The organism is Streptomyces albicerus (assembly GCF_008905045.1).
In the GTDB taxonomy this organism is placed as follows: domain Bacteria; phylum Actinomycetota; class Actinomycetes; order Streptomycetales; family Streptomycetaceae; genus Streptomyces; species Streptomyces albicerus.
In genome coordinates, this window is sequence record NZ_VWMY01000034.1 from 1 (window position 1) to 25,262 (window position 25,262).

At 69.1% G+C, this 25,262-nt stretch carries 20 protein-coding genes and 1 pseudogene; 5 read left to right on the top strand and 16 right to left on the bottom strand.

Annotation, left to right across the window (positions count from 1 at the left end; translation table 11 throughout):
- Positions 1 to 1,363: 1,363 nt before the first annotated feature.
- The 6 genes from GAS53_RS29215 to GAS53_RS29240 form a co-directional block, all read right to left on the bottom strand.
- Positions 1,364 to 3,241 (bottom strand): RICIN domain-containing protein, encoded by a 1,878-nt coding sequence (locus GAS53_RS29215; RefSeq protein ID WP_151480721.1) that lies wholly within the window; start codon positions 3,239 to 3,241, stop codon positions 1,364 to 1,366.
- A gap of 51 nt (positions 3,242 to 3,292) precedes the next feature.
- The gene (locus GAS53_RS29220; RefSeq protein ID WP_151480722.1) at positions 3,293 to 5,050 is read right to left on the bottom strand and encodes an amylo-alpha-1,6-glucosidase; all 1,758 of its coding nucleotides are present in this window, start codon (positions 5,048 to 5,050) and stop codon (positions 3,293 to 3,295) included.
- A 61-nt stretch (positions 5,051 to 5,111) separates the two neighbouring features.
- The gene (locus GAS53_RS29225; protein ID WP_151480723.1) at positions 5,112 to 5,975 is read right to left on the bottom strand and encodes a carbohydrate ABC transporter permease; all 864 of its coding nucleotides are present in this window, start codon (positions 5,973 to 5,975) and stop codon (positions 5,112 to 5,114) included.
- On the bottom strand, positions 5,972 to 6,955 hold the full coding sequence (locus tag GAS53_RS29230; RefSeq protein ID WP_151480724.1) for a carbohydrate ABC transporter permease: 984 nt from the start codon (positions 6,953 to 6,955) through the stop codon (positions 5,972 to 5,974). The genes GAS53_RS29225 and GAS53_RS29230 overlap by 4 nt, the downstream gene beginning before the upstream one ends.
- Positions 6,956 to 6,975: 20 nt before the next feature.
- Positions 6,976 to 8,220 carry a sugar ABC transporter substrate-binding protein gene (locus GAS53_RS29235; RefSeq protein ID WP_151480725.1) on the bottom strand — a complete coding sequence of 415 codons (1,245 nt, stop codon included), beginning with the start codon at positions 8,218 to 8,220 and terminating at the stop codon, positions 6,976 to 6,978.
- Between the two features lie 207 nt (positions 8,221 to 8,427).
- Complete coding sequence (locus GAS53_RS29240; protein ID WP_151480726.1) at positions 8,428 to 9,441, bottom strand: LacI family DNA-binding transcriptional regulator; 1,014 nt, start codon at positions 9,439 to 9,441, stop codon at positions 8,428 to 8,430.
- 585 nt (positions 9,442 to 10,026) lie between these two features.
- On the opposite strand from GAS53_RS29240, the gene GAS53_RS29245 reads away from it, so the two are divergent.
- The gene (locus GAS53_RS29245; RefSeq protein WP_151480815.1) at positions 10,027 to 12,669 is read left to right on the top strand and encodes a cellulosome protein; all 2,643 of its coding nucleotides are present in this window, start codon (positions 10,027 to 10,029) and stop codon (positions 12,667 to 12,669) included.
- 309 nt (positions 12,670 to 12,978) lie between these two features.
- Here the strand turns inward: GAS53_RS29245 and GAS53_RS29250 are convergent, their stop codons facing one another.
- The 7 genes from GAS53_RS29250 to GAS53_RS29280 form a co-directional block, all read right to left on the bottom strand.
- Complete coding sequence (locus tag GAS53_RS29250; RefSeq protein WP_151480727.1) at positions 12,979 to 13,488, bottom strand: nuclear transport factor 2 family protein; 510 nt, start codon at positions 13,486 to 13,488, stop codon at positions 12,979 to 12,981.
- A gap of 45 nt (positions 13,489 to 13,533) precedes the next feature.
- Positions 13,534 to 14,676, bottom strand: a complete 1,143-nt coding sequence (locus GAS53_RS29255) for an aminotransferase class V-fold PLP-dependent enzyme (protein WP_225859154.1) — start codon at positions 14,674 to 14,676, stop codon at positions 13,534 to 13,536.
- Positions 14,677 to 14,837: 161 nt separating this feature from the next.
- On the bottom strand, positions 14,838 to 15,413 hold the full coding sequence (locus GAS53_RS29260) for a CGNR zinc finger domain-containing protein (RefSeq protein ID WP_225859155.1): 576 nt from the start codon (positions 15,411 to 15,413) through the stop codon (positions 14,838 to 14,840).
- Positions 15,410 to 16,021: a pyridoxamine 5'-phosphate oxidase family protein gene (locus GAS53_RS29265; RefSeq protein WP_151480729.1), complete on the bottom strand. Its 612-nt coding sequence runs from the start codon at positions 16,019 to 16,021 to the stop codon at positions 15,410 to 15,412. Before GAS53_RS29265 ends, GAS53_RS29260 begins: the two co-directional genes overlap by 4 nt.
- A gap of 57 nt (positions 16,022 to 16,078) precedes the next feature.
- Positions 16,079 to 16,621, bottom strand: a complete 543-nt coding sequence (locus GAS53_RS29270) for a carboxymuconolactone decarboxylase family protein (protein ID WP_151480730.1) — start codon at positions 16,619 to 16,621, stop codon at positions 16,079 to 16,081.
- A gap of 676 nt (positions 16,622 to 17,297) precedes the next feature.
- The gene (locus GAS53_RS29275; RefSeq protein WP_151480731.1) at positions 17,298 to 18,374 is read right to left on the bottom strand and encodes an AraC family transcriptional regulator; all 1,077 of its coding nucleotides are present in this window, start codon (positions 18,372 to 18,374) and stop codon (positions 17,298 to 17,300) included.
- 385 nt (positions 18,375 to 18,759) lie between these two features.
- Positions 18,760 to 19,041, bottom strand: a complete 282-nt coding sequence (locus GAS53_RS29280) for a hypothetical protein (protein ID WP_151480732.1) — start codon at positions 19,039 to 19,041, stop codon at positions 18,760 to 18,762.
- A gap of 354 nt (positions 19,042 to 19,395) precedes the next feature.
- On the opposite strand from GAS53_RS29280, the pseudogene GAS53_RS29285 reads away from it, so the two are divergent.
- From GAS53_RS29285 to GAS53_RS29300, 4 genes and pseudogenes are all read left to right on the top strand, one after another.
- A pseudogene (locus GAS53_RS29285) lies at positions 19,396 to 19,752 on the top strand (TerD family protein); the annotation flags it as partial.
- Positions 19,753 to 19,906: 154 nt separating this feature from the next.
- Entirely contained in the window at positions 19,907 to 20,197 is a 291-nt protein-coding gene (locus GAS53_RS29290) for a hypothetical protein (protein WP_151480733.1), read from the top strand.
- Positions 20,198 to 20,238: 41 nt separating this feature from the next.
- The gene (locus tag GAS53_RS29295; RefSeq protein WP_151480734.1) at positions 20,239 to 20,823 is read left to right on the top strand and encodes a TerD family protein; all 585 of its coding nucleotides are present in this window, start codon (positions 20,239 to 20,241) and stop codon (positions 20,821 to 20,823) included.
- A 149-nt stretch (positions 20,824 to 20,972) separates the two neighbouring features.
- Complete coding sequence (locus GAS53_RS29300; protein WP_225859156.1) at positions 20,973 to 21,251, top strand: twin-arginine translocase TatA/TatE family subunit; 279 nt, start codon at positions 20,973 to 20,975, stop codon at positions 21,249 to 21,251.
- A gap of 11 nt (positions 21,252 to 21,262) precedes the next feature.
- Here GAS53_RS29300 and GAS53_RS58045 read toward each other — a convergent pair whose 3' ends face one another.
- Genes GAS53_RS58045 through GAS53_RS29315 form a run of 3 tightly spaced genes read right to left on the bottom strand, consistent with a single transcriptional unit; the run spans position 21,263 to position 24,894 of the window.
- Positions 21,263 to 23,182: an alpha/beta hydrolase gene (locus GAS53_RS58045; RefSeq protein ID WP_318723145.1), complete on the bottom strand. Its 1,920-nt coding sequence runs from the start codon at positions 23,180 to 23,182 to the stop codon at positions 21,263 to 21,265.
- Positions 23,183 to 23,212: 30 nt separating this feature from the next.
- Positions 23,213 to 23,980 carry an ABC transporter permease gene (locus GAS53_RS29310; RefSeq protein ID WP_151480735.1) on the bottom strand — a complete coding sequence of 256 codons (768 nt, stop codon included), beginning with the start codon at positions 23,978 to 23,980 and terminating at the stop codon, positions 23,213 to 23,215.
- A complete protein-coding gene (locus tag GAS53_RS29315) occupies positions 23,977 to 24,894 on the bottom strand; it encodes an ABC transporter ATP-binding protein (protein WP_151480736.1) in 918 nt (305 codons plus the stop codon). The genes GAS53_RS29310 and GAS53_RS29315 overlap by 4 nt, the downstream gene beginning before the upstream one ends.
- Positions 24,895 to 25,262: the final 368 nt, after the last annotated feature.

Below are 25,262 nucleotides of genomic sequence, written 5' to 3' on the forward strand. Positions count from 1 at the left end.
CCCACAGCCCGTCCGGAACAATCCAACTCCACGTACCCCGCCCCATGAACAGACCAACGTCCGCCTCACCACGTAGGACACGGTCTAAAGGGGATGCCTGCGGGATTCCCGCCTGTTTCGACCCCGGTGTCCTAATGGGACCCGAAGGGGCGGCACGCCAACCCTGACTCCACCCGGTGCCGTGAGCGCTACCAATAGAGCCCCCACGACGCGCTGCCGGCCGGCCGCCCGGAACAGCGGGTCACGCTGCTGGTGCACAAGGCTCACGGCAAGGTGCGTGCCCTGTACGAGGGGTTGGGAACTGGTGCCGATTTACTGAGCGGGAGTGACCTTTGGTGAGTGTGAGTGAGTGCCGGAGGCGGATGCGGTTGGCTGGCGCCCGGGACCTGGGCCGGGTTGGTCCCCTCTGTCATGGGGTGTGTTCTCGGTTTTCGTTCTTCGGGAGGGGAACGGGAGTTTGTGGGTCGAATGAGTGACCTTTGTGGCTGGTGCTCGTTGCGTGCCCTGACGGGATTTTCGGCCGGGCGGGGGTGAACGGGTGGGCGGGTTAAGGGAGTTGGTGGCATCGTTCGTGGTGGCCGGTCCCGCCGGGGTGTCCATCCGGGACCGGCTGCGGGTGAGCGAGGCGGATGCGGCCGTGCTCGCCGAGGTCGGCGTGGTTCTCGGTTCGCTGGCCGCCGGGGATCTCGCGGAACGCTCCCGGCAGGGGCCGGGACACGATGCCGCCGGGTGGGCGGTGCGCAAGCGGGAGCTGACGGTGAAGCCGTCGGCGCGCTGGGCGGGCAGTATTACCAAGGCCACGCACGTTCAGTGGGCGCTGGCACGGCGCGGGCAGGCCGCCCACCTGGACTGGCTGCGGAGGCAGATCTGCGCGGTCAGGGCGCGGCTGGCCAGGCCGCTGGGCGCCAAGGCGAACAAGCGCGAAGACCGTGACGTTCGAGGGTGCGCCGGAGCATTGCGCCATGGTGCTGGACCTGACCTGAGTACCGGGCGCCGGGGGCCGATCCGCCGGCGCCGGCGAGCCTTTCGGCCAGGGCCCGCCTCTGGCGGTCCTTCACCGCGTCGTCACCAGCGAACCACGGCTGAACCGGCTGCATGGCCGGGTACGCACTCTGGGGACCCCGACCACCCCCGACACGCTGCGCGCCGCCGCGACCACGCCCGGAATGTCGGAGAGAGGACCCGAGGCAGTTGACCTCGTATCAGGGCGCTATTTCTCACTCCGACTCCGCGAATGGGGTAGCCGCCGGGCAGAGCGTGCGGTGCCAGGGCTGTGCTGACGTCGTCGGCTCAGTCGCGGCCTGACACGAGCGGGGTCTGCCAGTGACAGCCGGGAGACCCCGTCGGATGTGCCGGGCCGGCCTCAGCTCTTGCCGAGCAGGCGCCAGATCTGGTTCCGCTTGGTGTTCAGTGCGCTTGCCGGGTCGCAGGTCCACTGGTGGAGCTTCGCGCCGGGTGCCGTCGAGATCTCACTGACGTCGACGCACTTGCCGCTGTGGACGGCGGCCAGCTGGTAGTCCTGGCCGTTGCCGAGCGCGGTGACGGGGTTGAGGGTGAACTGCTGGTTGGTGCCGCCGGAACAGGTGTACTGGATGACAGCGGCGCCGTCGGCGGTGGAGGCTCCGGAGACGTCCAGGCACTTGCCACTGTGCTGGTTGACCACGGTGTACGTGTTCGGCTTGCCGGCCACCGGCTTGAAGTCGAGCATCTGCTGGTAGCCGCCCTCGCAGTGGTACTGCTGGTACTGCGTGCCGTTGGCCGTGGACCGGTTGGTGTCGTCCAGGCACTGGCTGCTGTGCTGGGCGACCGCGACCGTCGAGATCGCGGTGTTGGACGGCGGGAGCAGGGTGACGGTGTAGCCGTCCCTGGAGTCCGTCCAGGGCACGGTGACCGAAGCGGAGTTGCCGCTGACGGTCAGGGTGTGATCGGAGACGGTGACCGGGCCGGTCACGGCGGCGCCGCCGTTGTTCGGGACGCGCTGCACGACCGCACGGACGCGGCCGTTCTCGACGACGCCCGTGGTGTCCAGGCGGTTGAGGCCGACGGTGATGTTGCCGGTGTTGCCGTTGCTGCCGAGCAGGATCTTCGCGTTCTTGGCGGTGTTGTCCTTGGTGGCCAGGGCGTCGGTGCCGGTGCCCTGGGTGACCTTGACGATGTTGCCGGTCTGCGAACCGTAGTAGCGGTAGAGGAACCACTCCCCCAGCGGCAGGTACTGACTGCCGGTCTTGGTCAGCAGCTTCGCCTGGAAGTCGTGCAGATTGCCGGCGGAGGCCCAGTTCGCGCGCAGGCCGTCCGCCCCCGCCCGCTCCAGACGCGAGATGTACCAGCCGCCACGACCGGGGTTCTGCTCGCTGGTGCTGGCGTACTCGTTGACCTGGAACGGACGGCTCGTCGTCATCGACCGCGCCGACAGCTTCGATCTCACGGCGTTGGCATCGGCGACCGGGTCACCCGGCAGGTCGTGCCAGCTGTAGATGTCCGGCTCGACGTTGTTCGCCTTCACGTAGTCCAGGTACGTGTTCCACCAGGTGGAGCCGTTCGAGGCGGGCTTGAAGGCGCTGCTGGGGCCGACGACGACCGCGCCCGGGATGGCGGCTCGGATCCGCTGGTAGGCGCGCTTCCACATCTCCAGGTACTGGGCCTGGGACCGATCCCAGAAGGGAGTCCAGTCGGGTTCGTTCCAGATGTCCCACTGGACGTCGGTCATGCCGGCCGCCCGCACGTCGGCGATGAGGCGGTCGTAGAAGGAGTCGAAGGCGGACCAGTCGCCGTTGTCACCGGGGAAGGTGGGGCTGGTGGTCCCGTCGGCGCCCCACAGGTCGTGCGGCAGGATGACGAAGGTTCCGCCCAGCTCCTTGGTGCGCTGGTACTGGACGCGGGTGGAGTTCCAGCGGCGGTCGTACTTGCCGGCGACCCAGCCACCGGGGTTGTCCAGCTGGGCACCGCCGGCCCGCATGAACTGCCACTTGATGTCGTCGTAGAAGTGGTCCTGGGGCAGCGAACCGTCCTCGGTCATCCCGTAGATCGTGCCCGAGGCGCCGTAGGCGGGGGCGCCCCCGGCCGTGGCGAAGTCGACGGTGACCGTGGTGTCGGCAGCTTGCGCCGCTGTGCCGGGGAGGGCGACGGCGGCGAGCGACGCGAGCAGTACGGCGAGCGCGGTGGAGGTGCGGAGGCGACGGCCTCCCGCGGTGCCGGTTCTGGGGGTGCGTCTTGGCGGGGGAACGATGCGGGGTGTGGACATGTGCGGGTCTCCTTGGGGGGAGTGCTGCCTGGGCGGGGCGCCCAGGTGGTCTCATCCGCCGGTCGGCGCGGCGTTCGCGGTGCGGCGGAGCTCGTGGGCCTCGGCGAGGAGGAGGTAACTGCTGGCGGTCCAGGTGTAGGCACGGTCGCGCAGGCCCGCCCCGGTCAGGGCGTCGAAGTTCTCCGCGAAGCCGTTCGTCTCGCACAGGGCACGGAAGCGGGCGCTGATCTCGTCCGCCAGACGGACGTGGCCGGCGCGGCGCAGGCCGTCCTCGACGAGAACGGTGGCGGGGGCCCAGATCGGGCCGCGCCAGTAGCCGTCGGGCAGGTAGTGCGGTGAGGTGGGCAGTTCGGTGGCCAGGCCGTACGCGGTCAGGTGTGCCTCGATACGTTCGGCCAGCACGGCGCTGACGCCCTCCGGCAGATGCTCACCCAGCGCGATCGGCATCAGGTCGAGCAGGCTGGAGGTGCTCCAGGTGTCCCCGCTGTGGACTGCGCGGGCGACGAACCGGTCGCCGGTCCACAGCTGGTCGAGCATCGCGGCCTGGGTCGCGTCAGCCGTGCGCGTCCACTGCAGGGCGTCGTCGGAGCGCCCCAACTCGATTGCCAGGGCGGCGAGTTCACGCAGCTGAAGGATGAGGAAGGCGGCCAGGTCGGCGGTGACGATCACCCGCTGGGGGTCGAAGGTCGTGGCGTTGTCCCAGCCGCTGTCGTTGCCGTGCTGGTAGTGCGGCAGGGCGGCGCCGGGTGCGCGCCGGGCGGTGAGCCAGAAGTCGGTCCAGCGTCTCAGCCTGCCGTACGTCTCGGCCAGTTCCGCCTGGTCGAGGGGTTCGGGGAGGCGTCGGCGCAGATGGCCCAGGGTCCAGCCGTGGATGGGCGGTTTGACGAAGTTGTAGAGGACCTCGGAGTGGGTGACCGAGTCGGGCAGCGCCCCGCTGTCGTCCTGGTGGTCGAAGGGCAGCGAGAACTGGTCCCAGGCCAGGTCAGATGAACCGGGGGCCAGCGCAAGGGCGTTGAAGCAGTGGTCCCAGCTCCAGACCTTGTCCATCCAGTGTTTGGACATCAGCACCGCGGGCCGGGTGACCAGGCCCGCCGGGCGCACGGTCGCGGACCACACCACGTACGCGGCGAGTTCGGCGGCCGGCGTGCCCGACGAGCGCCAGGGGGCCACCACGTCGGCGAACTCGGCGAACGAGCGCTGCGCTGCCGCCACGACCTGGTCGAACGTCGCCGAGGAGGTGAAGGGCCGCCGCGCCGAGTCGAACTCCTCGACGGCGATCTCCCAGGCCCCGTCGGCGTCGCCGGAGACGGTGACACCGCGGTCGCCGCTGCCAAGGAGCTCTGTGCCGGACGAGTCGGCCACGGTGCCGGACAGCACGGTGATCCGGTAGCGGCGACCGGTCTCGTAGGAGGTGAACACGTACGCGTCGGCAACCGGGTCGCGGTAGAAGTAGCTGCCGCTGAACGGGGTCAGGGTCTTCGCCGCCGCGGCGACGCGCAGGTCCAGTCCCCCGCCGCGCAGGCGGACGGTGTCCGGTGTCTCGTAGGCGAGGTCGATTCGCCCGCCCGCACCGGTCCAGCTCAGTCGGCTCGGTGTCGCCTCCACGAGGTTCTCCGCCCGGTCACCTGTCGCCGTGTCCAGGGGGACGAAACACAGGACCGCGTGCATGCCGTTCTGGTGGGAGACCAGGTGGAGGTCCTCGGCGTACGTCTTCTCCGCCACCACGGGCGAGATGTCGAACCAGGATCCGTACGTGCTGAACGGGATGTCACGAATGGAGAAGGCCGGTCCGGATCGGGCCGCGGTCATGAGATGTTACTCGTTTCTTCAGCGGTGGGGGTGGAGAGGTGTGCGGTGGCCGGGGAGGAGGTCAGTCCTTGACGGCTCCGGCGGTCACGCCCGCGGCGACGTAGCGCTGGGCGAGGACGAGGATCACCGCGGCGGGCAGCGAGGCCACGACGGCGGTGGCCATGATGGCGTTCCACTCCTGGTTGTTGTTGCCGATGTACTGGTAGATGCCGAGGGTGATCGGTTCGTGGGCGCCGCCGTTGACGAGGGTGCTGGCGAAGATGAAGTCGGACCAGGACCACAGGAACGCGAACAGGGACACCGTGACGATCGAGTTGCGGCTCATGGGCAGGACGATCGACCAGAAGGTGCGCAGGGGTCCGGCTCCGTCCGTCTTCGCGGCCTGGAGCAGTTCGCCGGGGATGCCGGACATGAACGCGGTGAAGATGAGTACGGCGAAGGGGACGGCCAGGGTGGAGTCCGCGACGATGAGTCCGGGTACCGACTGGAGCAGGCCGAGGCTGAGGTAGATCGCGTAGAAGCCCATCGCCATGATGATTCCGGGGATCATCTGGGCGACCAGGAAGAGGAAGCTGAGCACGCCGCCGCCGCGTGGCCGCAGTTTGGCCAGGGCGTAGCCGGCGGGCGCGGCCAGCGCCACGGTCAGCACGACCGTGCCCAGGCCGATGACCAAACTCGTGGCGAGATAGGGAAGTTGCTGGTCGAGGACGGCACGGTAACCGTCCAGCGTTCCGTTCACGGGAAACCAGTCAGGTGGCGACTTGCGCATGTCCTGGTCGCGGGTGAAGGACACGTTCAGCATCCAGTAGACCGGGAAGAGCATGACGGCCGTGAGCGCGAGGCCCGTCGCCGTCTGCCACCAGGTGGTCCGGCCCCGGCCCCGGCCCGGACGGGGGCGCGGTCGTGTTGTGGTCGCGGTGGTCATGAGGCGTACTGCTTTCGCTGGACCCTCAGGTACACCAGGCCGAAGACCAGTGCGGCGACGACGAGCAGGTTGCCGACGGCCGCACCGGGGCCGAAGGCGGGGAGCAGGTTGCCGAAGCCGAGCTGGTACGACCAGGTGGCGAAGGTGGTGGACGAGTCGGCCGGGCCGCCCTTGGTCATGATCCAGATGATGTCGAAGACCTTGAGCGTGTAGACCAGGCCCAGCAGCAGGGTGATGGCGGACACCGGGCGCAGCAGCGGGAAGGTGATGCGCCAGAAGCGTTGCCAGGCGTTCGCGCCGTCGAGAGCCGCCGCCTCGTACAGGCTGGCGGGGATCGACTGCAGACCGCTGTAGAGCACCACCAGGTTGAACGGGACGCCGATCCAGACGTTCGCGAGGATCACGGAGGTCAGCGACCAGGACGGCGAGGTCAGCCAGTTCACCGCGTCGATCCCGACGGCGTGCAGGGCGGCGTTGACGACACCGGAGTCGCTGTTGAGCATCCACGACCAGGTGGAGGCCGACACGATGAGCGGCAGCAGCCACGGTACGAGGAACAGGGCGCGCAGCGTGGCGGAGAGCCGGAAGTGCTGGGTGAAGAAGACCGCGAGGGCCAGGCCGATGGCGTACTGGAAGACCAGCGACACCACCGTGAACACCACGGTGTGCATCAGTGCGGGGGCGAACGTCGGGTCGTCGAAGACCGTCAGGTAGTTCTCCAGGCCCGTGAAGGGCGCGTCGCCCTGGACGAAGGAGCGAACCGTGTAGTTCCTGAGGCTCAGATCGACGTTGCGGTAGAGCGGATAGGCGTAGAAGAGGATGAGGTAGAGGGTCACCGGGGCGAGGAATCCCCAGGCGGCCCACTGCTGGGAGGTGGGACGGCGCCGTGGCGCCGTGCGCGGCGGGGGCGGGGCGGCGGTGGCCGCCCCTTTCCGGTCACGCACGGTCCGACGGTCCGGCAGTTGTGTCGTGCGGTTCATCAACGGGCCCCGGGTTCCGGTTACTTGACGGCGTCCTGCGCCGCGGTGAGCGCGTCCTTCGGCGACTGTGACCCGCTGAGGGCGGACTGGACCGCCTTCCACATCTGCTCGGAGATCTTGGGGTACTTGGTGCCGAGGTCGTCACTGGTACGTCCCTTGGCGGCCTTGACGGCGTCCACCCAGGGCTTCAGCTTCGGGTCGGCCGCGACCTGCTTGTCCTGCACCTCGCCGGTGGGCGCGACGTACGACAGCGTGGTGTCGGTGTCGAGCAGGTTCTGCGAGTTGGTCAGGCAGGAAACGAGCTTCTGCGAGGTGGCGTAGCGGCCGGTCTCGCCCTGCACCGGGATGGTGACGAACTCCCCGCCTGTCGGGGCGGCGGCGCTGCCTCCCTTGGCGGCCGGTACGGGGATGACCCCGTACTCGAAGCCGGCCTTCTCGGCGCCCGCGAGCTGCCAGGTGCCGTTCTCGGCGAAGGCGTAGTCGCCGCTCGCGAACTCCTGCCAGCTGGTGGTCTGGGTGTTGTTGATCACCGAGTTGGGGGCGTAGCCCTTCTTCAGCCAGTCGCTCCACAGCTTCAGCGCCGAGACGCCCTCGGCCGAGTCGAGTTCGGTCAGCTTCGCGTCGGAGCCCCAGAACCACGGCAGGAACTGGAAGCTGCCCTCCTCCGTGCCGATCGCGGAGAAGGTGATGCCCTTCTTGCCCGCCTTGTCGACCTTCGCCAGCGCCGCCGTCAGCGAGTCCCAGTCCTTCACCGAGGCGATGTCCACGCCCGCGGCCTTGAGGACCTCCTTGTTGTAGTACAGGGCCAGGGTGTTGGCGCCGATCGGCGTGCCGTACGTCTTCCCGCCCGTCTGACCGGCCGCGAGGAGGTTCGGGTCCACCTTGGAGGTGTCCAGCTTGTTGTCGTCGGTCGTGGTCAGCACCCCGCCCTCGGCCAGGGTCGACACCACGGGGTTGTCGACGATGAGCACGTCGGCGGAGTTGTCCTGCTGCGCCGCCAGCAGCGCCTTGTTCGTCAGATCGCTCGTGTCGTACGCCGTCCGCTTGATCTTCACACCGGCTTCGGTGCCGCAGCTGTCCAGCAGCTTCGCCCACGCCGAGCTCTTGTCGAACTGCGGGTACGGGTCCCAGACGGTGTACGTACCGCCGTCCGCCGACTCCGCGGACGTGTTGCCGTCGCCGGAGGAGCATGCGGCGGTGGAGGCGGTGAGGGCGACGACGGTCATGGCCGCGGCGGCGAGACGGCGTCCGGTGGATCTGTTCATGGGGCTGTTCCTCTGGTATTTGGCATGGGCGTGCCAGGGAGGGTGATGAGAGGGCTTCAGTCGGCCGATCGGCCGATAAGGGAGTTCGGTAAGGCAGTTCAGGGCGTGCGAGGGGAAGGGTAGGTGGGACGCGGAGGGTGCTACTGGTTACAGGGGCGGGCGTCAGGCGTTCATGCCGGAGCCGGATTCAGCCCGTACGCCGCCGGGTCACCCGGTGCTTGCGGGCCCGGTGCTGGCACGCAGTGAGATCGGCGGCGCGAGCAGGTGATGCCGGGCCGGTGCTTCGGGATGGTCGAGCCGCTCGACCAGCAACTCGACGGCGAGGCGGCCCATCTGTTCCGCAGGGACGTCCGCGGCCGTGAGCTGCGGGGTCACCGTCTCCGCCCACCGGCTGGCGACGACCCCGGTGACGGAGAAGTCGCGCGGCACATGGCGGCCGGCGTTGGCCAGTCCCCGGTAGAGACCGCCCAGCGCGGCCTCGTTCAGCGTGACCAGCGCCGTGGTGGCCGGCTCGTCGTGCAGGATTCGCTCCAGACATGCCTGGCCGGAGGACGCGTCATCCCCGCAGCAGTACGTCCGGCTGGTGACTCCGCGCTCCGCCGCGGCCTTGGTGAAACCTTCGAGACCACGGTGAGCGGATTCGTACCCGGCTCGCAGGAGCTGTTCGGGCCGGTTGACGAAGGCGATCGTGCGGTGCCCGAGGTCCGCGAGGTGATGCACGCAGGCCTCCGCCAGCGCGGTGTGGTCCAGGCCGACCCACCAGCCGTTCTCCGGATGTGCTGTGCGGCCGATGGCGACGGCGGGGAGGCCCACCGAGTCGAGGTGGTCGAACCTGTCGTCCTGGAGCCGGAGTTCCATCAGGATCGCGCCGTCGACCCGGCGTTCACCCAGAAGCCGCTGGAACGAGCGGTCGCTGTCCATACCGCTCGGAGAGAGCAGCACGTCGTAGTCCTTGGCCGCGGCGGCCTCGACGACATTGCCGATGAAATCGAGCTGCATGCCGGTGTAGTGGTTACCGGCCGGCGGGAAGACCAGACCGATGGTGTTGGTCCGGCCGTTGGCCAGGGCGCGCGCACTCGCGTTGGGCTGGTAGCCCAGCTCGTCGATGACCTGCTGGATCTTCTGGCGGGTGCCGTCCGACACCGGCCGTTTGCCGCTCAGCACGTACGACACGGTGCTGCGCGAGACACCGGCCCGCTTGGCGATCTCACCGATGTTCACGGGACTCCTTGCTTGAACCGGTGCGACGGTCTCGGGGAGGAGACCGCCGTCGGCCGCAGGTACTGGGGGCACGATACCGATGGCGACCCGGTATCGAACCGGTTCGCGTGATGTGAAGGTAGGAGGAAGCCGCGGGGGTGTCAATGCCTCCGCCGCACTTCTCGTAACAGCCTGGAAACCTCGTCGCGGTGCACCTGCCCCCGCCCGCACAGCCAGACATCACCTATGACCTGCGAGTCCCGAGGGCTCGCGGCTCGTATCACTTGGCAGCGGGCCGACGCGCCGCAGGTTTCTGTGTCGCGGGTATTGCTGGCTGGTTTTCCTGGGTGCTAGCTTCCCGATCCGGTTAAGCGAACCGGTTCGACCGAACCGGTTCGACCCATCGATGGGCGCATGGATCCGTCCCTGCACGGATTGCCCTGTACGCCGACACCGAGCCGCCGGGCGCCAAAAGACTCCCGTACGCCCGCTCGTACGGCATCGCCGCCCGCCCCACTCTTCCCACTCCCACTCCCACTCCTCTACGAAGCCACGGAGACCCCCTTGCGACCCAGAAGAAGAACGGCGGGAGCCGTTGCCATAGCTGTGGCGGTCCTCGCCTCCACACTTGGCATTTCCGCCGCAGGAGAGGCCGGCGCGGCGGAGCCGGAGAAACTGGTCGTCGACCTCGCCACCGACACCGGTGCCTTCCACGGCGGCGCCAGCGGCAGCCTGTACGGGATCTACGGCGACGGAGCGCCCAGCCGCAACCTCATCGAGGGCATGAACCTGCGCACGGTGTCCACCAAGGCGCAGGACGGTCCGCAGCACCCGGGGGCGGACGCGCTGGAGATCCTGCCGCCGTTCGTGGACTCGGGCGGCAAGGACGTCTACATCTACATGACCGACATCTACCGGGGCTTCCCGTACGAGTGGCCGGGCGCCGACGGTCCCGCGCGGCTCGCCGACTTCAAGGAGAAGCTCAAGAAGCAGGTCCAACAGGTCCTGACCATGGGCGACTACAAGGACAACGTCGTCTACGTCCCCTTCAACGAGCCCGAAGGGAACATGTTCGGCACGGGCAAGTGGAGCTACAACGGCGTCTCCTGGCGTACGAACCCGAAGCCCTACTTCGATGCCTGGAAGGAGGCCTACCACCTCATCAAGGACCTGGACCCGGACGCGCGGATCGCGGGCCCGAACACCTCCACCCTCTACAACGAGGTCAAGGGCTTCCTGCAGTACGCCAAGGCCAATGACGTCGTCCCGGAAGTGATGACCTGGCACGAGCTGTCCAACCCCGCCGTGGTCCGCACGAACGTCGCGAAGTACCGGCAGTGGGAGAAGGAGATCGGGATCGGCCCGCTGCCCATCAACGTCAACGAGTACGGGCACAACTACCACCTCTCCGTGCCCGGCCAGGTCGTCCAGTGGGTCTCGGCGATCGAGGAGTCGAAGATCGACGCCGACCTCGCGTACTGGAACATCGACGGCAACCTCAACGACTCGGCCGTGGAGGCCAACAAGGGCAACGGCCAGTGGTGGCTGTTCAACGCGTACGGCCAGATGTCGGGTCACACGGTGGGAGTGACCGCCCCGCACCCCAACCAGCAGTACACGCTCCAGGGCGTCGCCACGCTGGACGAGGACAAGAAACAGTCCCGGGCGATCTTCGGCGGCAAGAGCGGTGACGCGGACGTCGTCTTCAAGAACATCGACCCGAAGCTGTTCGGCACGGCGGTGCGCGCCAGCGTGCAGGAGATCCCGTGGACCGGGCAGGTCGGTGACTCGGCCCAGCCGCTGCGGCTCGCGGACCAGGAGGTCACGGTCGGCGAGGACGGCACGGTCACGCTCCCGATGACCGGCATGAACGAGATGTCCGCCTACCAGGTCATCCTCTCCCCAGGCGGGAACGGCGGGGAGCCTGCCGATCCCTCCGTCAGCTGGCGCAAGTCCTACGAGGCGGAGAACGCCACGTACACCGGCAGCGGCTATACCAAGAACGGCCCCGAGGGCACACCCTCCAACGTCGGCAAGTTCGCGACCAGCGGCAACTACAACGTCGGCGGCCTGCGCACCGGTTCCGACGGGGTGCTCGCCTTCGACGTGGAGGTGCCGAAGGACGGCACGTACGACCTGAGTGTCTTCGCCAACTCCTACAACCTGTTCGACCGGGTGAAGGAGCAGGGCCCGACCAACGTCTTCCTGCGCGTCGACGGCAAGGACCCGCAGGAACTGCGTCTGCCGCTCGGCTACAAGTGGGTGGTGTGGGGCCACACCGACACCACGGTGAAGCTCACCGCAGGCAAGCACAAGATCACGCTCGCCGCGCAGGACCCGGACCTCGGCGTCACCAAGGGCGACGCGATCATCGACAAGGTCGACCTGTCACTGCGCGACGAGAACGTGACCCGGCCGGCAATCTACGAAGCCGAGTACGCCACCCTCACGGGCACCCTGCCCGGCTACGCCCACCCCGGCGCCTCGGGGCCGGGCGCGGTGCCGCTGCCCAAGGGAGCCTCCGCGACCTTCTGGGTCCACTCCCCCGCCGACGGCGAGGCGACGGTGTCCCTCGACCACCTCGGCGGCGGCAGGGCGAAGGTGGCCCTCAACGGCGAGAAGCTCGACATCCCCAGGGTGGGAGCCGGCAAGAAGGGCACGGACGTCACGCGGATGTTCCTGTCCGGCGGCATCAACAAGATCACCGTCACCGGCACCAAGAAGGAACTGGTCGTCGACCGGCTGCGGGTCACCCCGTCGAGCGGCAACCTGGTGACGAAGGCGTACCAGGCCGAGGACGGCACGCTGAGCGGCGCCGCCAAGGTCACGGAGGCGTACACCTTCGCCACGGGCGGCAAGGCGGTCACCGACATCGGCAACGGAAAGGCGAACGCCCTCACCGTCGACGTCGACGCCAAGCAGGCCGGGCGGCACGCGGTGACCATCCGCTACTCCAACGCCGAACAGGCACCCGCCACCCACTACAACCCCGACCCGATCGCCCGCCACGCCGACCTCTCGGTGAACGGCGAGGCGGCGCGCAGGGTGCTGTTCCCGACCACCTTCCACTTCAACGACTTCCGGGAACTGACGGTCCCGGTGACCCTGAAGAAGGGAACGAACCGGATCAGCTTCACGGCCGAGGAACTGCCCGACTTCGACGGCACCACCTACAACCAGTACGACCAACGATCCCCGTACGCACCGGTGATCGACCGGATCGCCATCACCCCGCTGACGGAGAAATAGCCCTCCGCAATAGCCCTCCGGGCACCTCGCAGTCCACCAGGACGCCGGTCCGCTCCCCCGGGCCGGCGGCCTGGTTGCCGGGCCGAGCCGGGCCTTCCCGTCGCCTTCGGACGTCAAGGACGCTTCGCCGAACGACCGCCCGTGCCGGGACCGGCCGGCCGGCCACAGCGCACGACTGAGTGCCCGCCAGCGGTCATGCTGGAGGGCGCCCAGTGGTTTGGTCTGAATCCGATTGCGTCATCGGTAGACGGGAGGCCGTACCACAAGCTCACGCCGAGGGTGGGCTGACCCGATGAGGTGTTGTGGTGGTTACGCGCCGAAGAAGGCGTTGGGGTCGCCGGTGTACCAGGCGTTGTCGATGTGAATGCGGCGTATGACCCAGCGGTCGCCGTCGCGAACGAGATCGACGTCGTAGGGGTTCTTCAGGAGGGCGTGAACGGTCCGGTCGGCGGTGAGCAGATGCTGGGCTTCGACCAGCGCGGTGAGCCGGGCGGTGTCGCCGTCGATGGCGACGCGCGGGTTGGTGACCTGGTGGGTGGTGTCGACACGGCCGGTGAACATGCTCAGGATGGTGGTGACGATCGTGTCCCTGCCGGACATCAGCGGCGGCTCGGCACCCCATTTGGCCGCCGCCGGGCGGAAGTCCAGTTCGGCGTCGGCGGCGAAGGACGAGGCGAAGAGGTCCCTGTCCTTCAGGTCCTGACCGAGACCGAACCGGTACAGCGCGTCGATGATCTCCGCGCGATCCCTCAGCTCCTGGGCGACTGCTTGGGCGTCTTGGGCCGGGGCGGACAGGGCGTGGTCGTGGACGACGTACATCGTGGGCTCCCATGCGGGTCAGGTGTCAGCGGGCTGGTGAAGCGGTCAGATCTCGTCGAGTAGTTGGAGGAGTCGGTCGACTTCCTGGGTGGTGTTGTAGTGCAGGAAGCCTGCTCGTAGTGCTCCGTGGGGCAGGCCCAGCCGGTTCATGATCTGGGGTGCGTGGAAGTCGCCGGAGCCGACGGCGATTCCTTGTTCGGCCAGCGTCTTGGCGAGGTCGTGGGGGTCGGTGTCGGGGAGTGTCAGGGCGAAGGTGGCGGTGCGGCCTTCAATGTGGGGCAGGCCGTGGAGTTGCCATCGTTCGGGCAGGCCGTCGAGGAAGCGGCGGGCGAGTGCCTGCTCTTGTTCCTGGATGGGTTGCCAGCCGAGCGTGTGGATGTAGTCGAGTGCGGCGGTCAGACCTGCCAGGGATTCGAAGGGCGGTGTGCCGGGCTCGAATCTGGCGGCGGGATGTCCGTGGGCGGCGTGGCCGATCTGGTAGGGCCGCCATTGTTCGAGAAGTTCCCGGCGGGCGTAGAAGACGCCGACGTGGGGTCCGAAGAACTTGTAGGCCGACCCGATCACGACGTCCACGCCCGTCGCGAGGGCGTTCACGGGGCCGTGCGGCAGGTAGTGGGTGGCATCGGCCCAGGCGATGGCTCCGGCGTCGTGCGCGAGGCGTGCCACTTCGGTGGCGTCGACGATGGTGCCGACGGCGTTGTTCGCCCAGGGAAAGGCGACCACGCGGGTCCGCTCGTTGAGCGCGTTCGCCAGGGCGGTCATGTCGAGGCGGCTGTCCGGGCCGGTGCCGACCATGCGGATGATGAGGCCGCGGTCGGCCGCCACTTCGGTCCACGGGGCGATGGCGGCGTCGTGGTCGAGGCGGGTGACCACGATCTCGTCACCGGGCTTGAAATCCCTGGCCGCGCTCCTGCTCAGGTGGAAGTTGATGGCCGTGGCGTTGAGCCCGAAGCCGACCTCGTCGGGATGCGCGCCGAGGAAGTCGGCGGTACGCCGTCTGGCTCGGGTCACGAGGTCTTCTGCGGCGAGGCTGGCCGCGTGGGCGCCGCCCAGGTTGGCGTTGGCCGTGTCCAGGTGCTCAGCCATGGCCTCGATCACCGATCGGTGCATCTGGGCACCCGCGGGTCCGTCGAGGCGGATGGTTCCCTCATCCAGGCCGAGGAACTGACGGCGCAGGTCGGCTATCACGATCGTTCTCCTTGGTGAGGTACTTGAGGGCGCCAAGCTGTTCCGGCACCGGGGCGAGCAGGTGGCAGGGACCGCACCGGTCGGCCCAGAAGTCCACCCGTGCCGGGACGCGGCGGGATGCCGTTCGCCGTGTGGTCGGCGGTGTGGTCGGCGGGTGCCGGTCAGGCTTTGGTGCGGCGGTAGTGGCGGGCGGCGCGGGCTCTGTTGCCGCAGCCCGGGGAACACCATGCGCGGCGGGGGTGGTCCTTGATGAAGAACAGGACGCAGCCGGGTGCGTGGCAGGCGCGCAGGTCGGCCAGTGCCGGACCGGCGAACAGGTCGACCGCGAGCTCGGCGATGCCTGACAGGGTCGCGGTGATGGGGCGTGCGTCGTTGCGTGGTTCGGCCGACGTGCCGTCGTCCCAGCGCAGTTCCCGCCAGGACAGGGCGGTGCGGACGCATCGGTTGAGGGAGTCGAGGGCGGCGGCCGGGGGCGGAGTCCGCTCCACGGCCGCCGCTGCCAGCGTTCTGATGGCGTCGCGGAGTTCCCGGGCCATGACCAGGTCCTGCGGGCCGATGTCGCGCAGGTCGGCGTCGGACGGCGGGAGCGGCAGCCGGGGGCGTACCTGCTCCAGCCAGAAGGCGAGTTGCTCGACCGTTCGCAGCCCGTCCTGGGGGTGGCCTCGGATCGCGTAGGTGGCGTTGGCCAGCTCGATCGGCAGTGGTTCGCCCATCACGGGACCGGTCGTCACGGTCACGGCCGGGTCCCGCGCAGTTCTGCGTTCTCGCGTTCGAGCTCGGCGATCCGCTCGCGCAGTGAATCCAGCGCCTCATGGACCGCGTCGGCCGGGAACAGTTGCGGGATGTGCTGCCGGCAGTTCCAGTCGAGGCCTTCGACGTCGATGACGATCGCTCGTTCCACCTTGGCAGGGTAGCCCTCGACGGACAGCCTTTCGATCAGGTCCGGGTCGTCCTCGACGGCCCGGGCCCTGCCGAGGATCTTCAGTCGGGCCCGGTGGGCGTAGTCCATGAGGAACAGCGACACCCGATCGTCGTGGTCGAGGTTGCCGCGGGTGATGTACTGGCGGTTGCCCCGCAGGTCGCCGAACCCGATCGTGTGTTCGTCGAGCACCTTCAGGAAGCCTCGTGGGCCGCCGCGGTGCTGGATGTACGGCCAGCCGGTCGCGCCGACCGTCGCGAGGTAGAAGCTGTCGCGTTCGCCGAGGAACAGCGTCTCGTCGGGGCCGAGCCGATCGGCCTCCGCGGGCCCTTCGGTCATCCTGCGGTAGGCGCGGTCGCTGCCGTGCTCGCGCTGGTGTCGTTGGACGTCGGGAGTGAACGTGAGCTGCGCGAAGCGGTTGCTCATGGTGTCCCCTTCCGGGGTGCCCGGTGCGGCCGAGGACCGCACCGGACGTGGAATGGATCAGGCGTTGGTGCGGACGACGGGCCAGTCGATATCGGTGTCGGCGGCCTTGTTCAGGTAGTTGGTGAAGACGTTGAGGGCGACGCCCGCGACGACCTCGGTGATCTCACCGTCGGTCAGGCCGGCCTCGCGGGCGGCCTTCAGGTCGGAGTCCTCGACTCCCCCCTTGCTGCGGACGACCGCGGTGGCGAAGGCCAGGATCGCTTCGGTCTTGGCGTCGGAGGCATGGCCGGTGCGGGCGCGGGCGACCTCGTCGGCATCGAGCTTGGCGATGTTGGTGGCGATGTAGGTGTGCGCGGACAGGCAGTAGTCGCAGCCGTTCTCCTCAGCGACCAGGATCGCGATCCGCTCCCGGACCGGGGCGGACAGGGCGCCGCCGCCCAGCGCACCGGAGAAGTCGAGGTAGGCCTTCAGAACCGACGGGCTGTTGGCCATCACCTTGGTCATGTTCGGCGTCACACCCAACGCCTTCTGCACGCCGGCAAGCAGGTCGGCGGCCGCACCGGTCGCGGTCTCGGGCTGGACCAGGGGAAGACGAGACATGAAGAAGCCTTTCAGAGCGTGCTGACAGGGGCGCCGGGTCTCCCACCAAGGATTCCTAACGCTTACGAGCGGTCACAACCATTAGATTCGAGCGACGATTCCCGCTCGGGGAAGTTTTCTTTCGGCCCGTTCGGTGGGGCACGTCTCCAAGGCTAGGGAGCGGATCACCTCACTCGGCGGGGCTGCCCGCGCCAGCAACCGGACTGTTCACGCCAACGGGCAGCAGCGGCGCGTTCGGTCCGCAAGGCGGTGGTTCGCGTCCCGCGACCGGGCCGTCGCCAGGCCGTAGCGTCGGGGACGTTGCGCCGCTGTCCCGGCGGCTGCGTATGAGGAGCGGAAGTCGGGATACGTACCGAGCGGATGGCCTGTCCCAGGCCGGACGGGGTTGTGCTGGCTGGACTGCTGGAGCTGCCCGAGGGACGGCCGCGTGCGGGTGCCCTGTTCATCCACTGCTTCACCTGCGGCAAGGACGTCCACGCCGCCGCGCACATCGCCCGTCGGCCGGCCGCGCTCGGGATCGCGGTGTTCAGATTCGGCTTCACCGGGCTCGGCCAGTCCGGAGGCGACTTCGGCAGCACCGATTTCCTTCGAACATCCAGGACCTGGTCCACGCTGCCGACCACCTGCGGGACATGCCGGCCGCCCCGTCCCTGCTGGTCGGAGTCCGAATCCAGGGCTACGACGCCTTCGACCGGGAGGTGGGCGCCCCGGAGCCCGGCGCTGGTGTGTTCGGGCAGTGTGCGGCGGGGGCGGCACTCAGGTCTCGAGGTGCTTTGCCCTGCCAGCGATGAGCGGCCCGGCGAAGTGTGCGTGCGTCGCTGTAGCCGAGTCGGACGGCGATCGTTTGGAGTGGGAGATCGGTGTCGTGCAGCAAGGCGAGCGCTTGCTCGTGGCGGAGCCTGTCGACCTCTTCTCTCCAGGTCGTACCGTGTTCGGTGAGATGCCGTTGCAGGCTGCGCGGGCTCATCGAGAGGCGCCGTGCGACACCGGCAAGGGACAGGCTGTCGCACTGGAGTGCCGCCGCCAGCGCCTGTCTGAATCGGTCGTGCCGGGTGAGGAGGGGGCGGGAAGCCGCCAGCCGCAGGTCGGCGTACTCGCGGAGCGGCGCGGCAAGTCCCGGCTGGACGCCGGGCAGGGGAGCGACCATGTCATCGATGAGGAAAGTCATCGCATTGCGCCCGGCATCGAAGTCGATATTGGAGGTGCCGAAGAAGTCACCGTAGCGGCGGTAGCACCTGGGCGGGCTGTGCGCGAGACGGACCGACAAGGGAACGATCGGCCTCCCAGTGGCCTCCTGCGCGCGCCGCAGGAACAGCGCGAGCGCCGACAGGTTGACGGTCCCGGCGACCTCGGGAAGGCCAGGCGCGACGGCCTCTTGGAGGGTGAACAGGCGGCCGTTCTCAGACGTCTGGATGGAGTTGTCGGCGTCGCCCACGAGAGGCATGTACTCCAGCGCGGTCTCAAGCGAGGTCCGGAAGTCCGGACCACTGGTGCACAGGTAGTCCCACAGCCCGAAGGTACCGACCCGGGCGGTCCCCATGGCATCCAGTGCGATCGCCGGCCCTTGCTCGGTGGTCGCGAGTCGTTCCCACATCGCCAACACCGCTGTCGTCGGAATCCGCGCGAGGTCGTCGGCGAGATCGCCTGGCGCCAGACCCGGCATCCGCTGAAACCGTTCCACCCCCAAGCCGGATATTCGTATCAACCCAAGAACAAACCGCGCACTATGTGCGGAAACCGTCCACCTGTGCATGAGATTGGATCTTAAGGCGCCGACACATCAACCAAGAAGCCCCGTTTCACCAGCTGAAACACAGTCAGGGAGCCGAGCTGTCCAGGGGATCGTCTCCAGATGCCGAGGTCCAGCTGGCGATGAGGCGGGAGTGTCATGAATCAGGTGTGTACTTCCCCGAAGGAGTCACCCGATGAGTTCGTTCCCGGCTGTGAGATCAGCGCCTTCTGCGGCGGCTTCATCCCCGGCGACATATACAGGGACCGTCTGCGGGCCTGCCATGGCTGCCCCCGACACGTAATGGTGGTCCTGCCTCGGCCCGGCCAGGAGCATCCTCAACGAGTGTCTCCCCCAGGTCGCCGCAACTGTCCGCACGCACTTGGTGCTCGCGTACTCAGAGCACCGTTCAGCGGGTGACGGCGAACATGAGCAGGACGATGAGGAGCGCCAGGGCGCCGAGGGTGGCGCCGATGAGGGATGGGCCGAAGTTCGTGGCGAGGCCCCGCTCGTTGTTCCAGACCCCCAGCCCTCCTAGGAGGAGAGCGAGGAGCCCGAGGGGCCCGGCGACGAAGTCACCGATGACGGGGATGAAGGAACCCACAAGGGCGACAATGCCCATGGTGAGGGAAGTGTCTCCCGGGCCGTTGCGGGGCGCGACCCCGCGGCGTCCGGCGTCCTGATGTGGCATGCCGTCCTCTCGCGCCGGAATTCCGGTACGCCCCCCGAGGGGCCATGTGCCGTACGGCTGCCGGGGCGGCGGGGCGGTCCCCTCCCCGACAGCCAGTGGGGTGACGAACCGCTCTAGGCTGAGCGAACTTTAGTGTGCGTTACAGCCTTTCATCTCCGGTATCCCCACAGCGAAGCTCAAGGCCGGCTCGTCTCCCTGGTCGCTGAGATGGCTTGTCGATCGTGGCAGTTGATCCCGCCTGCATCTCGCCCAAGACTCACCCTTGCTCGCTGATTAGCAGGGACCCACACGCTCGGGCGACGACAGAACGGCCAACAGCCCATCTCGCCGCCCGGAGCAGCGGCTGCATCCGCGTCCGCCACCGGCGACAACCTCACTGGCGAGGGCGAGGGCGACGACGAGTCCGTCAAGGTGAATCTCGCGGCTGTGCCCGCCGAGGTCGACCGGATCGTCTTCCCCGTCTCCATCCACGACGCCGAGAACCGTGGACAGAGCTTCGGCCAGGTCCGGGGCGCCTTCATTCGCGTCGTCAACCAGGCCGGCGGCGCCGAGATCGCCCGCTACGACCTGTCCGAGGACGCCGCCACCGAGACCGCGATGGTCTTCGACGAGCTCTACCGCCACGGCGCCGAGTGGAAGTTCCGCGCGGTGGGCCAGGGTTACGCGTCCGGCCTGGCCGGGATCGCCGCCGACTTCGGCGTGAACGTCTGACACAGGCAGCCCGACGAGGGTGTGCCGGGCCCGCCCCCGGGGATCAGGCCCGGGGGCCACATGGTCTCCTGACGGGTAGAGGGCTTCGGCGTTGCAGGGCTCACTGCCTGGCTCGCTCATCACCGCCGGCTGGATCCTCACTCTCGTCGCGGCCTTGAGCACTCTCATCGCCGTCGCCGCACTGCTGGGCGCGGCGATACGCGGGCGCGGCACCCCCGCGTACCCCGCCCGGCTGGAGCAGGCACGGCTGGACTGGCAGCAGGCCCTGCTGGAGCGCAGCGTGCCGCCGCACCTGGGCCGGCGCGTCGGAGGCGATCCGGCCCTCCGACCCGCGCCGCCCACGCCTCCATTCCCCGCCACCCCCACCACCGACTCCAAGAGCGGCCCATGCTCACCGGCTTGCCGCCGTGCCGGTCCGTGCGACCGAGCAGACGGTCCCGGATAGTTCCCTCAACAGTGCCAAAACCCGAAGGAGAACCAATCCCCATGTCGGTCAACATGACCAAGGGCCAGCAGATCAGCCTGAGCAAGGCCGACGGCAGCGCCCTGACCTCCGTCCGGATGGGCCTGGGCTGGCAAGCCGCACCCCGCAAGGGCTTCCTCGCCAAGCTCACCGGAGGCGGCGACATCGACCTGGACGCCTCAGCCGTCCTCTTCGCCGCCGGCCAACCCACGGACGTCGTCTTCTTCCAGCACCTGGTCAGCGACGACGGCTCCGTCCGGCACACCGGCGACAACCTCACCGGCGGAGCCGGCAGCGGAGGCGACGACGAAGCCATCCTCGTCGACCTGGCCCGCGTCCCCGCGCAGATCGACCAGATCGTCTTCACCGTCAACTCCTTCACCGGCCAGACCTTCGCCCAAGTACAGAACGCCTTCTGCCGCCTGGTCGACGAGACCACCGGAGCCGAACTGGCCCGCTACACCCTCACCGGAGGCGGCAACCACACCGCCCAGATCATGGCCAAGGTCCACCGCACCGGCGGCAACTGGCAGATGAAAGCCATCGGTGAACCCGCCGCCGGCCGCACCTTCCAGGACCTGCTGCCGTCCATCACACCCCACCTGTAGACCGAGGACAGACCGCAGCTCCAGCGGCCACGTGCCGGGCACGGCAACCGATCAGAGACTCAGACGGCGAACACCGCCGCCCCCACGTCCCCGATACGCTCGGCCGTCTCGGCCGTCTCGGCCCGAGCCAAACAGAAGACAGGACCCGCATGTTCGGACTGAGCGAACTCGCCGTCATCCTCATCGTCGTCATAGCCGTCCTCGCCGCCAAGAAGCTTCCCGACCTCGCCCGCTCCGCAGGCAAGTCGGCCCGCATCCTCAAGGCCGAGGCCAGGGCAGCGAAGGAGGAGCAGGCGTCAACCCGGGAGCCGACGACGCCCCGCGTGATCGAGGGAGAGACCGTGACGCCCAGCCCCACCACCGCGCCCGCCGATGCGCCCCGGCCGGCCACGCCGCCGGGCGCCGGAGACTCCCGCGACCAGAGCTGACGCGCGCCGGATCACGCGCCCAGGGCACGCAGCAGCAGAGGCAGGGAGTGGTGCAACTCCCGTTCCCCGTACGCTGGATGGTGAGTGCCGGTGTGAAAGTGGCTGGTCACGGGGGCACGGAGCCGCCGCAGCCGGGCATCCAGGGATCGGGTCAGGTCGTGGATGACGGATTCCGCCGGGTCGTACGCGCTGCCTGGCGGGTCCAGCGGGCCCGGGGTGCCGTCTCCGGTCGAGAGGTAGACGGGGGTGCGGCGCAGGCGCTCGGCCAGGTGGTGCGGGTCGTGCGCCTGCCAGATGGCGCGCTGGGCGTCCTGGTCCCCCCACAGGGCGCCCAGATCGCGGCCGTACGCCTCCTCCATCTGCGGCCAGACCTCGCGCATCCGCGGGTGGAGCAGGTGCACGGGCCCGCTGTAGCTCGCGGCCGCACGGAACAGGTCCGGGCGGCGGGCGGCGTAGGACACCGCGCCGAAACCGCCCATCGACAGGCCGGCCATCGCACGGCGCGTTCCGGCGCCGTAGTGGCGTTCGAGCAACGGGCGCGCCTCGTCCAGATGGAAGGTCTCCCAGGCGGGCGGGCCGCCGGCGCCGTGGTTCCACCAGTTGCTGTAGAAGCCGACCTGGCCGCCCTCCGGCATCACTACCAGGACATCGCGCAGCTCGGGCAGGTCCTCGACGTCGGACTCGCGGGTCCAGGTCTTGTACGTCTCCGGTTCGAAGCCGCCGTGCAGGAGGTACAGGACGGGCCAGGTCTGTCCGGGCCGCCGCCGTTCCCAGCCGTCCGGGGTCAGCAGCCGGACCTTGGCCGTGCCGCCCAGCGCGGGCGAGCGGACGGTGAGGTCGACCTGGCGCGGGCCGACGCGCTCTTCCGCGACAACATCAGGACGGTCGCCGTCAGCTGGATGCAAAGCGTTCAGGAGCATGGGCAGTGAGCGGTGGAACTCGCGTGCCCAGTACGGCGGGGAGTGCGTGCCCGCGTAGAAGTGCGTCGTCACCGGCGTCCCGACCGAGGTCAGGCGGGTGGCCAGTGCCCGGGACTCGCGCTCCATGAGCGTCTCGGTCGGGGAGATCACGTCCTTCGGGAACGGGTCGGACGGGTCCTCCAGTCCGGGGATCTCCGGGTCCGGTTCCGTGCCCGGCGGGTCCAGGACGCCTGCTGTGCCGTCGCCGCCGGAGAGGTGGACGGGCGTGGTGCGCAGCCGGTCAGCCAGGTAATAAGGGTCGTGGGCCTGCCAGTTGGCGCGCTGGGCCATCGGGTCGCCCCACAGCGCCGTCCAGTCCAGGCCCAGGTAGGTCATCGCGGCCCGGATGGCGTGCGGGTGCCGGCTCGGGTGCACGAAGCCGCTGTAGCTCGCCGCGGCCCGGAACAGCCCCGGATGGCGTGCGGCGTAGGAGAGGGCGCCGAACCCGCCCTGCGACTCCCCCGCGGCCGCACGACGGATACCCGCTCCGTAGTGGCGTTCCAACAGCGGGCGCATCTCCTTCAGGTGGAAGGTCTCCACAGCGGGAGGGCCGCCCCGGCCCGCGTTGAACCAGTCGCTGTAGAAGCCGAACAGCGGCATCTCCGGCATCACCACCAGTACGTCGCGCAGCTGGGGCAGGTCCCGGAGGCGGGCGTCGTAGTCCTCGGTCCAGGCTTTGTAGTTGCCGTCGCCGCCGACCAGCAGATACAGCGTCGGCCAGCTCTCACCCGGCCGCCGGTCCTGCCAGCCGTCCGGAGTCAGCAGACGGACCTTCGCGGTGCGGCCCAGGGCCGGTGAGTCGACGGTGAGGTCGACCAGACGCGCTCCCCGCCCTTCCTCGGCGATGACTCGGGCACCGCGCGCCGCGGGAGCGGTCGCCTCGGCGTCCGTACAGGAGACCCCTACCAGCAGCAGGAGGTCGGCGATGGCCAGGGTGAGGAGCAGGCGTAAGCGTCCGTGGCTCCATGGCATGGCTGATTTCCTTTCGCGTCAGGGCAGTTGTCACGCATCTCGGCCGCGCAGCGCTCCGGCTGCGAGCAGGAGCAGCGCCGCCGTGTAGCCCGCGACCAGCAGCAGGGACGGCCAGGGGCCGAGGCTGCCGACCGTTTCCGCAGTCGCGTCCGAGGTCTGGGTGAGCTTCTGCAGGGCGGCCGTCGGCGAGATGCCCGCGACCCAGCGCTGGGCGTCTCCGAAGAGCGGGCCGAGGAGGGACGGCAGGAGCAGGACGCCGATGACGGCGGTGACGGCGCCCGCGGAGTGGCGTACGAGGGTGCCGACCGCCAGGCCGAGCAGCGCGGCCACGGCGAAGGAGGCGGCGATGCCGAACAGGGCGGGCAGCAGCTTGCCTTGGGCGTACCTGCCTTCTTCGAGCAGTGCGTCGCCGACGAGGTAGGCGAGCGCGCAGGAGACCAGGGCCAGGGCGTACGTCAGGCCGGCGAGCAGCGCCGCCTTCGCGGCCAGCACGGTGGCACGGCGCGGGGTGGCGGCGAACGTGGAACGGATGGTGCCACTGCCGTACTCGCCGGTGATCACCAGGGCGCCGACGACCGCGGCGAGTATCTGGGCCACGACGGACAGGCTCAGGCTGCCGCCGAGCACCGTGTCGTCCGGCTGCAGGCTACCCGTCGCCGCGACGAACACCGCACCCAGCACGGGCACGGCGGCGGTTGCGACGGTCGTCAAGACCAGGGAGCGCACGCTGCGGAACTTGATCCACTCATGGGCGAGCGCCTGCGGGAAGCCAGCCCGTGCGTCGGCGAGGGCCGTCATCGCAGGGCCTCCTGCCGGGTCCGGTACTCGGCCGAGTCACGGGAGAGAGCCGTGTAGACCTCCTCCAACGAGGAGTGGGCCGGGGTGAGTTCGTGCAGGGTCAGGCCCTGGTCGCGGGCCAGGTCGCCGATGGCGTTCGCGTCGAGTCCGTCCACCCGCCAGCCGCCCCGGGCGTCCAGTCGTACGCTCGCCCCCTTGGCCTCCAGCAGGTCGCGCAGCTTCTCCGGCTCCGGCGAGCGGACGAGCGTATGGGCGCGGGAGTTGGTCTCGATGAAGTCCCGCATGGTCGTATCGGCCAGCAGCCTGCCGCAGCCGATCACGATCAGGTGGTCGGCGGTCAGCTCCATCTCGCTCATCAGATGGCTGGAGAGGAAGACCGTACGGCCTTGCGCGGCAAGGGACTTCAGCAGCGTGCGGATCCAGCGGATGCCCTCGGTGTCCAGACCGTTGACCGGCTCGTCGAGGATCAGCACCTCCGGGTCGCCGAGCAACGCGGCGGCCATGCCGAGCCGCTGGCTCATGCCGAGCGAGAAGCCCTTCACCCGTCGCCCGGCGACCTCGGTCAGGCCGGTCAGGTCGAGGACGTCCTCGACCCGGTGGCGCGGGATGCGGTTGCCGGCTGCCAGTCCGGTCAGGTGCTGGCGGGCGGTGCGGCCGCCGTGCACGCCCTTGGCGTCCAGCAGCGAGCCGACCGTGCCCAGGGGCGCGGCCAGTTCGGCGTACCGTCGGCCGCCGACCGTGGCCGTGCCCGAGGTGGGGGCGTCCAGGCCGAGGACGAGGCGCAGGGTGGTGGACTTGCCGGCGCCGTTCGGGCCGAGGAAGCCGGTCACCCGTCCGGGGCGAACGGTGAACGTCAGCCCGTCGACGGCGGTCCTGTCCCCGTAACGTTTCGTGAGGTCGCGTGCTTCAATCATGCCGACGACGGTAGGAAGCCCGGACGATCCGGACATCCGCCACGGGGAGTCGGCGGCTACTCCCTCGGGAGTAGCTCCCGTCGAGGCATATCAGGCAACAATTCAAATTTCCCCGGGAATTTCCGGTGCCAGGCCATTTCCGTCATCGCGTTTGTCTCATGGGATTCTCATTCCCGGACCAAGGCGATTCCAGGAGCCGACTGTGCGTCGCCGGGCAGGACAGCCCGGAGGACTCGGCGACCGCGGGTACACAGCCTGCTCGTCGAGCACAGCCGACCAGCGCTCATACCGGAGCCAGGGGCCTGACACGGCAGGAGCCGGACCGCTGCCGCGCCCCTGCCGGGCACGGCCCGGGCGACGCCGCAGCA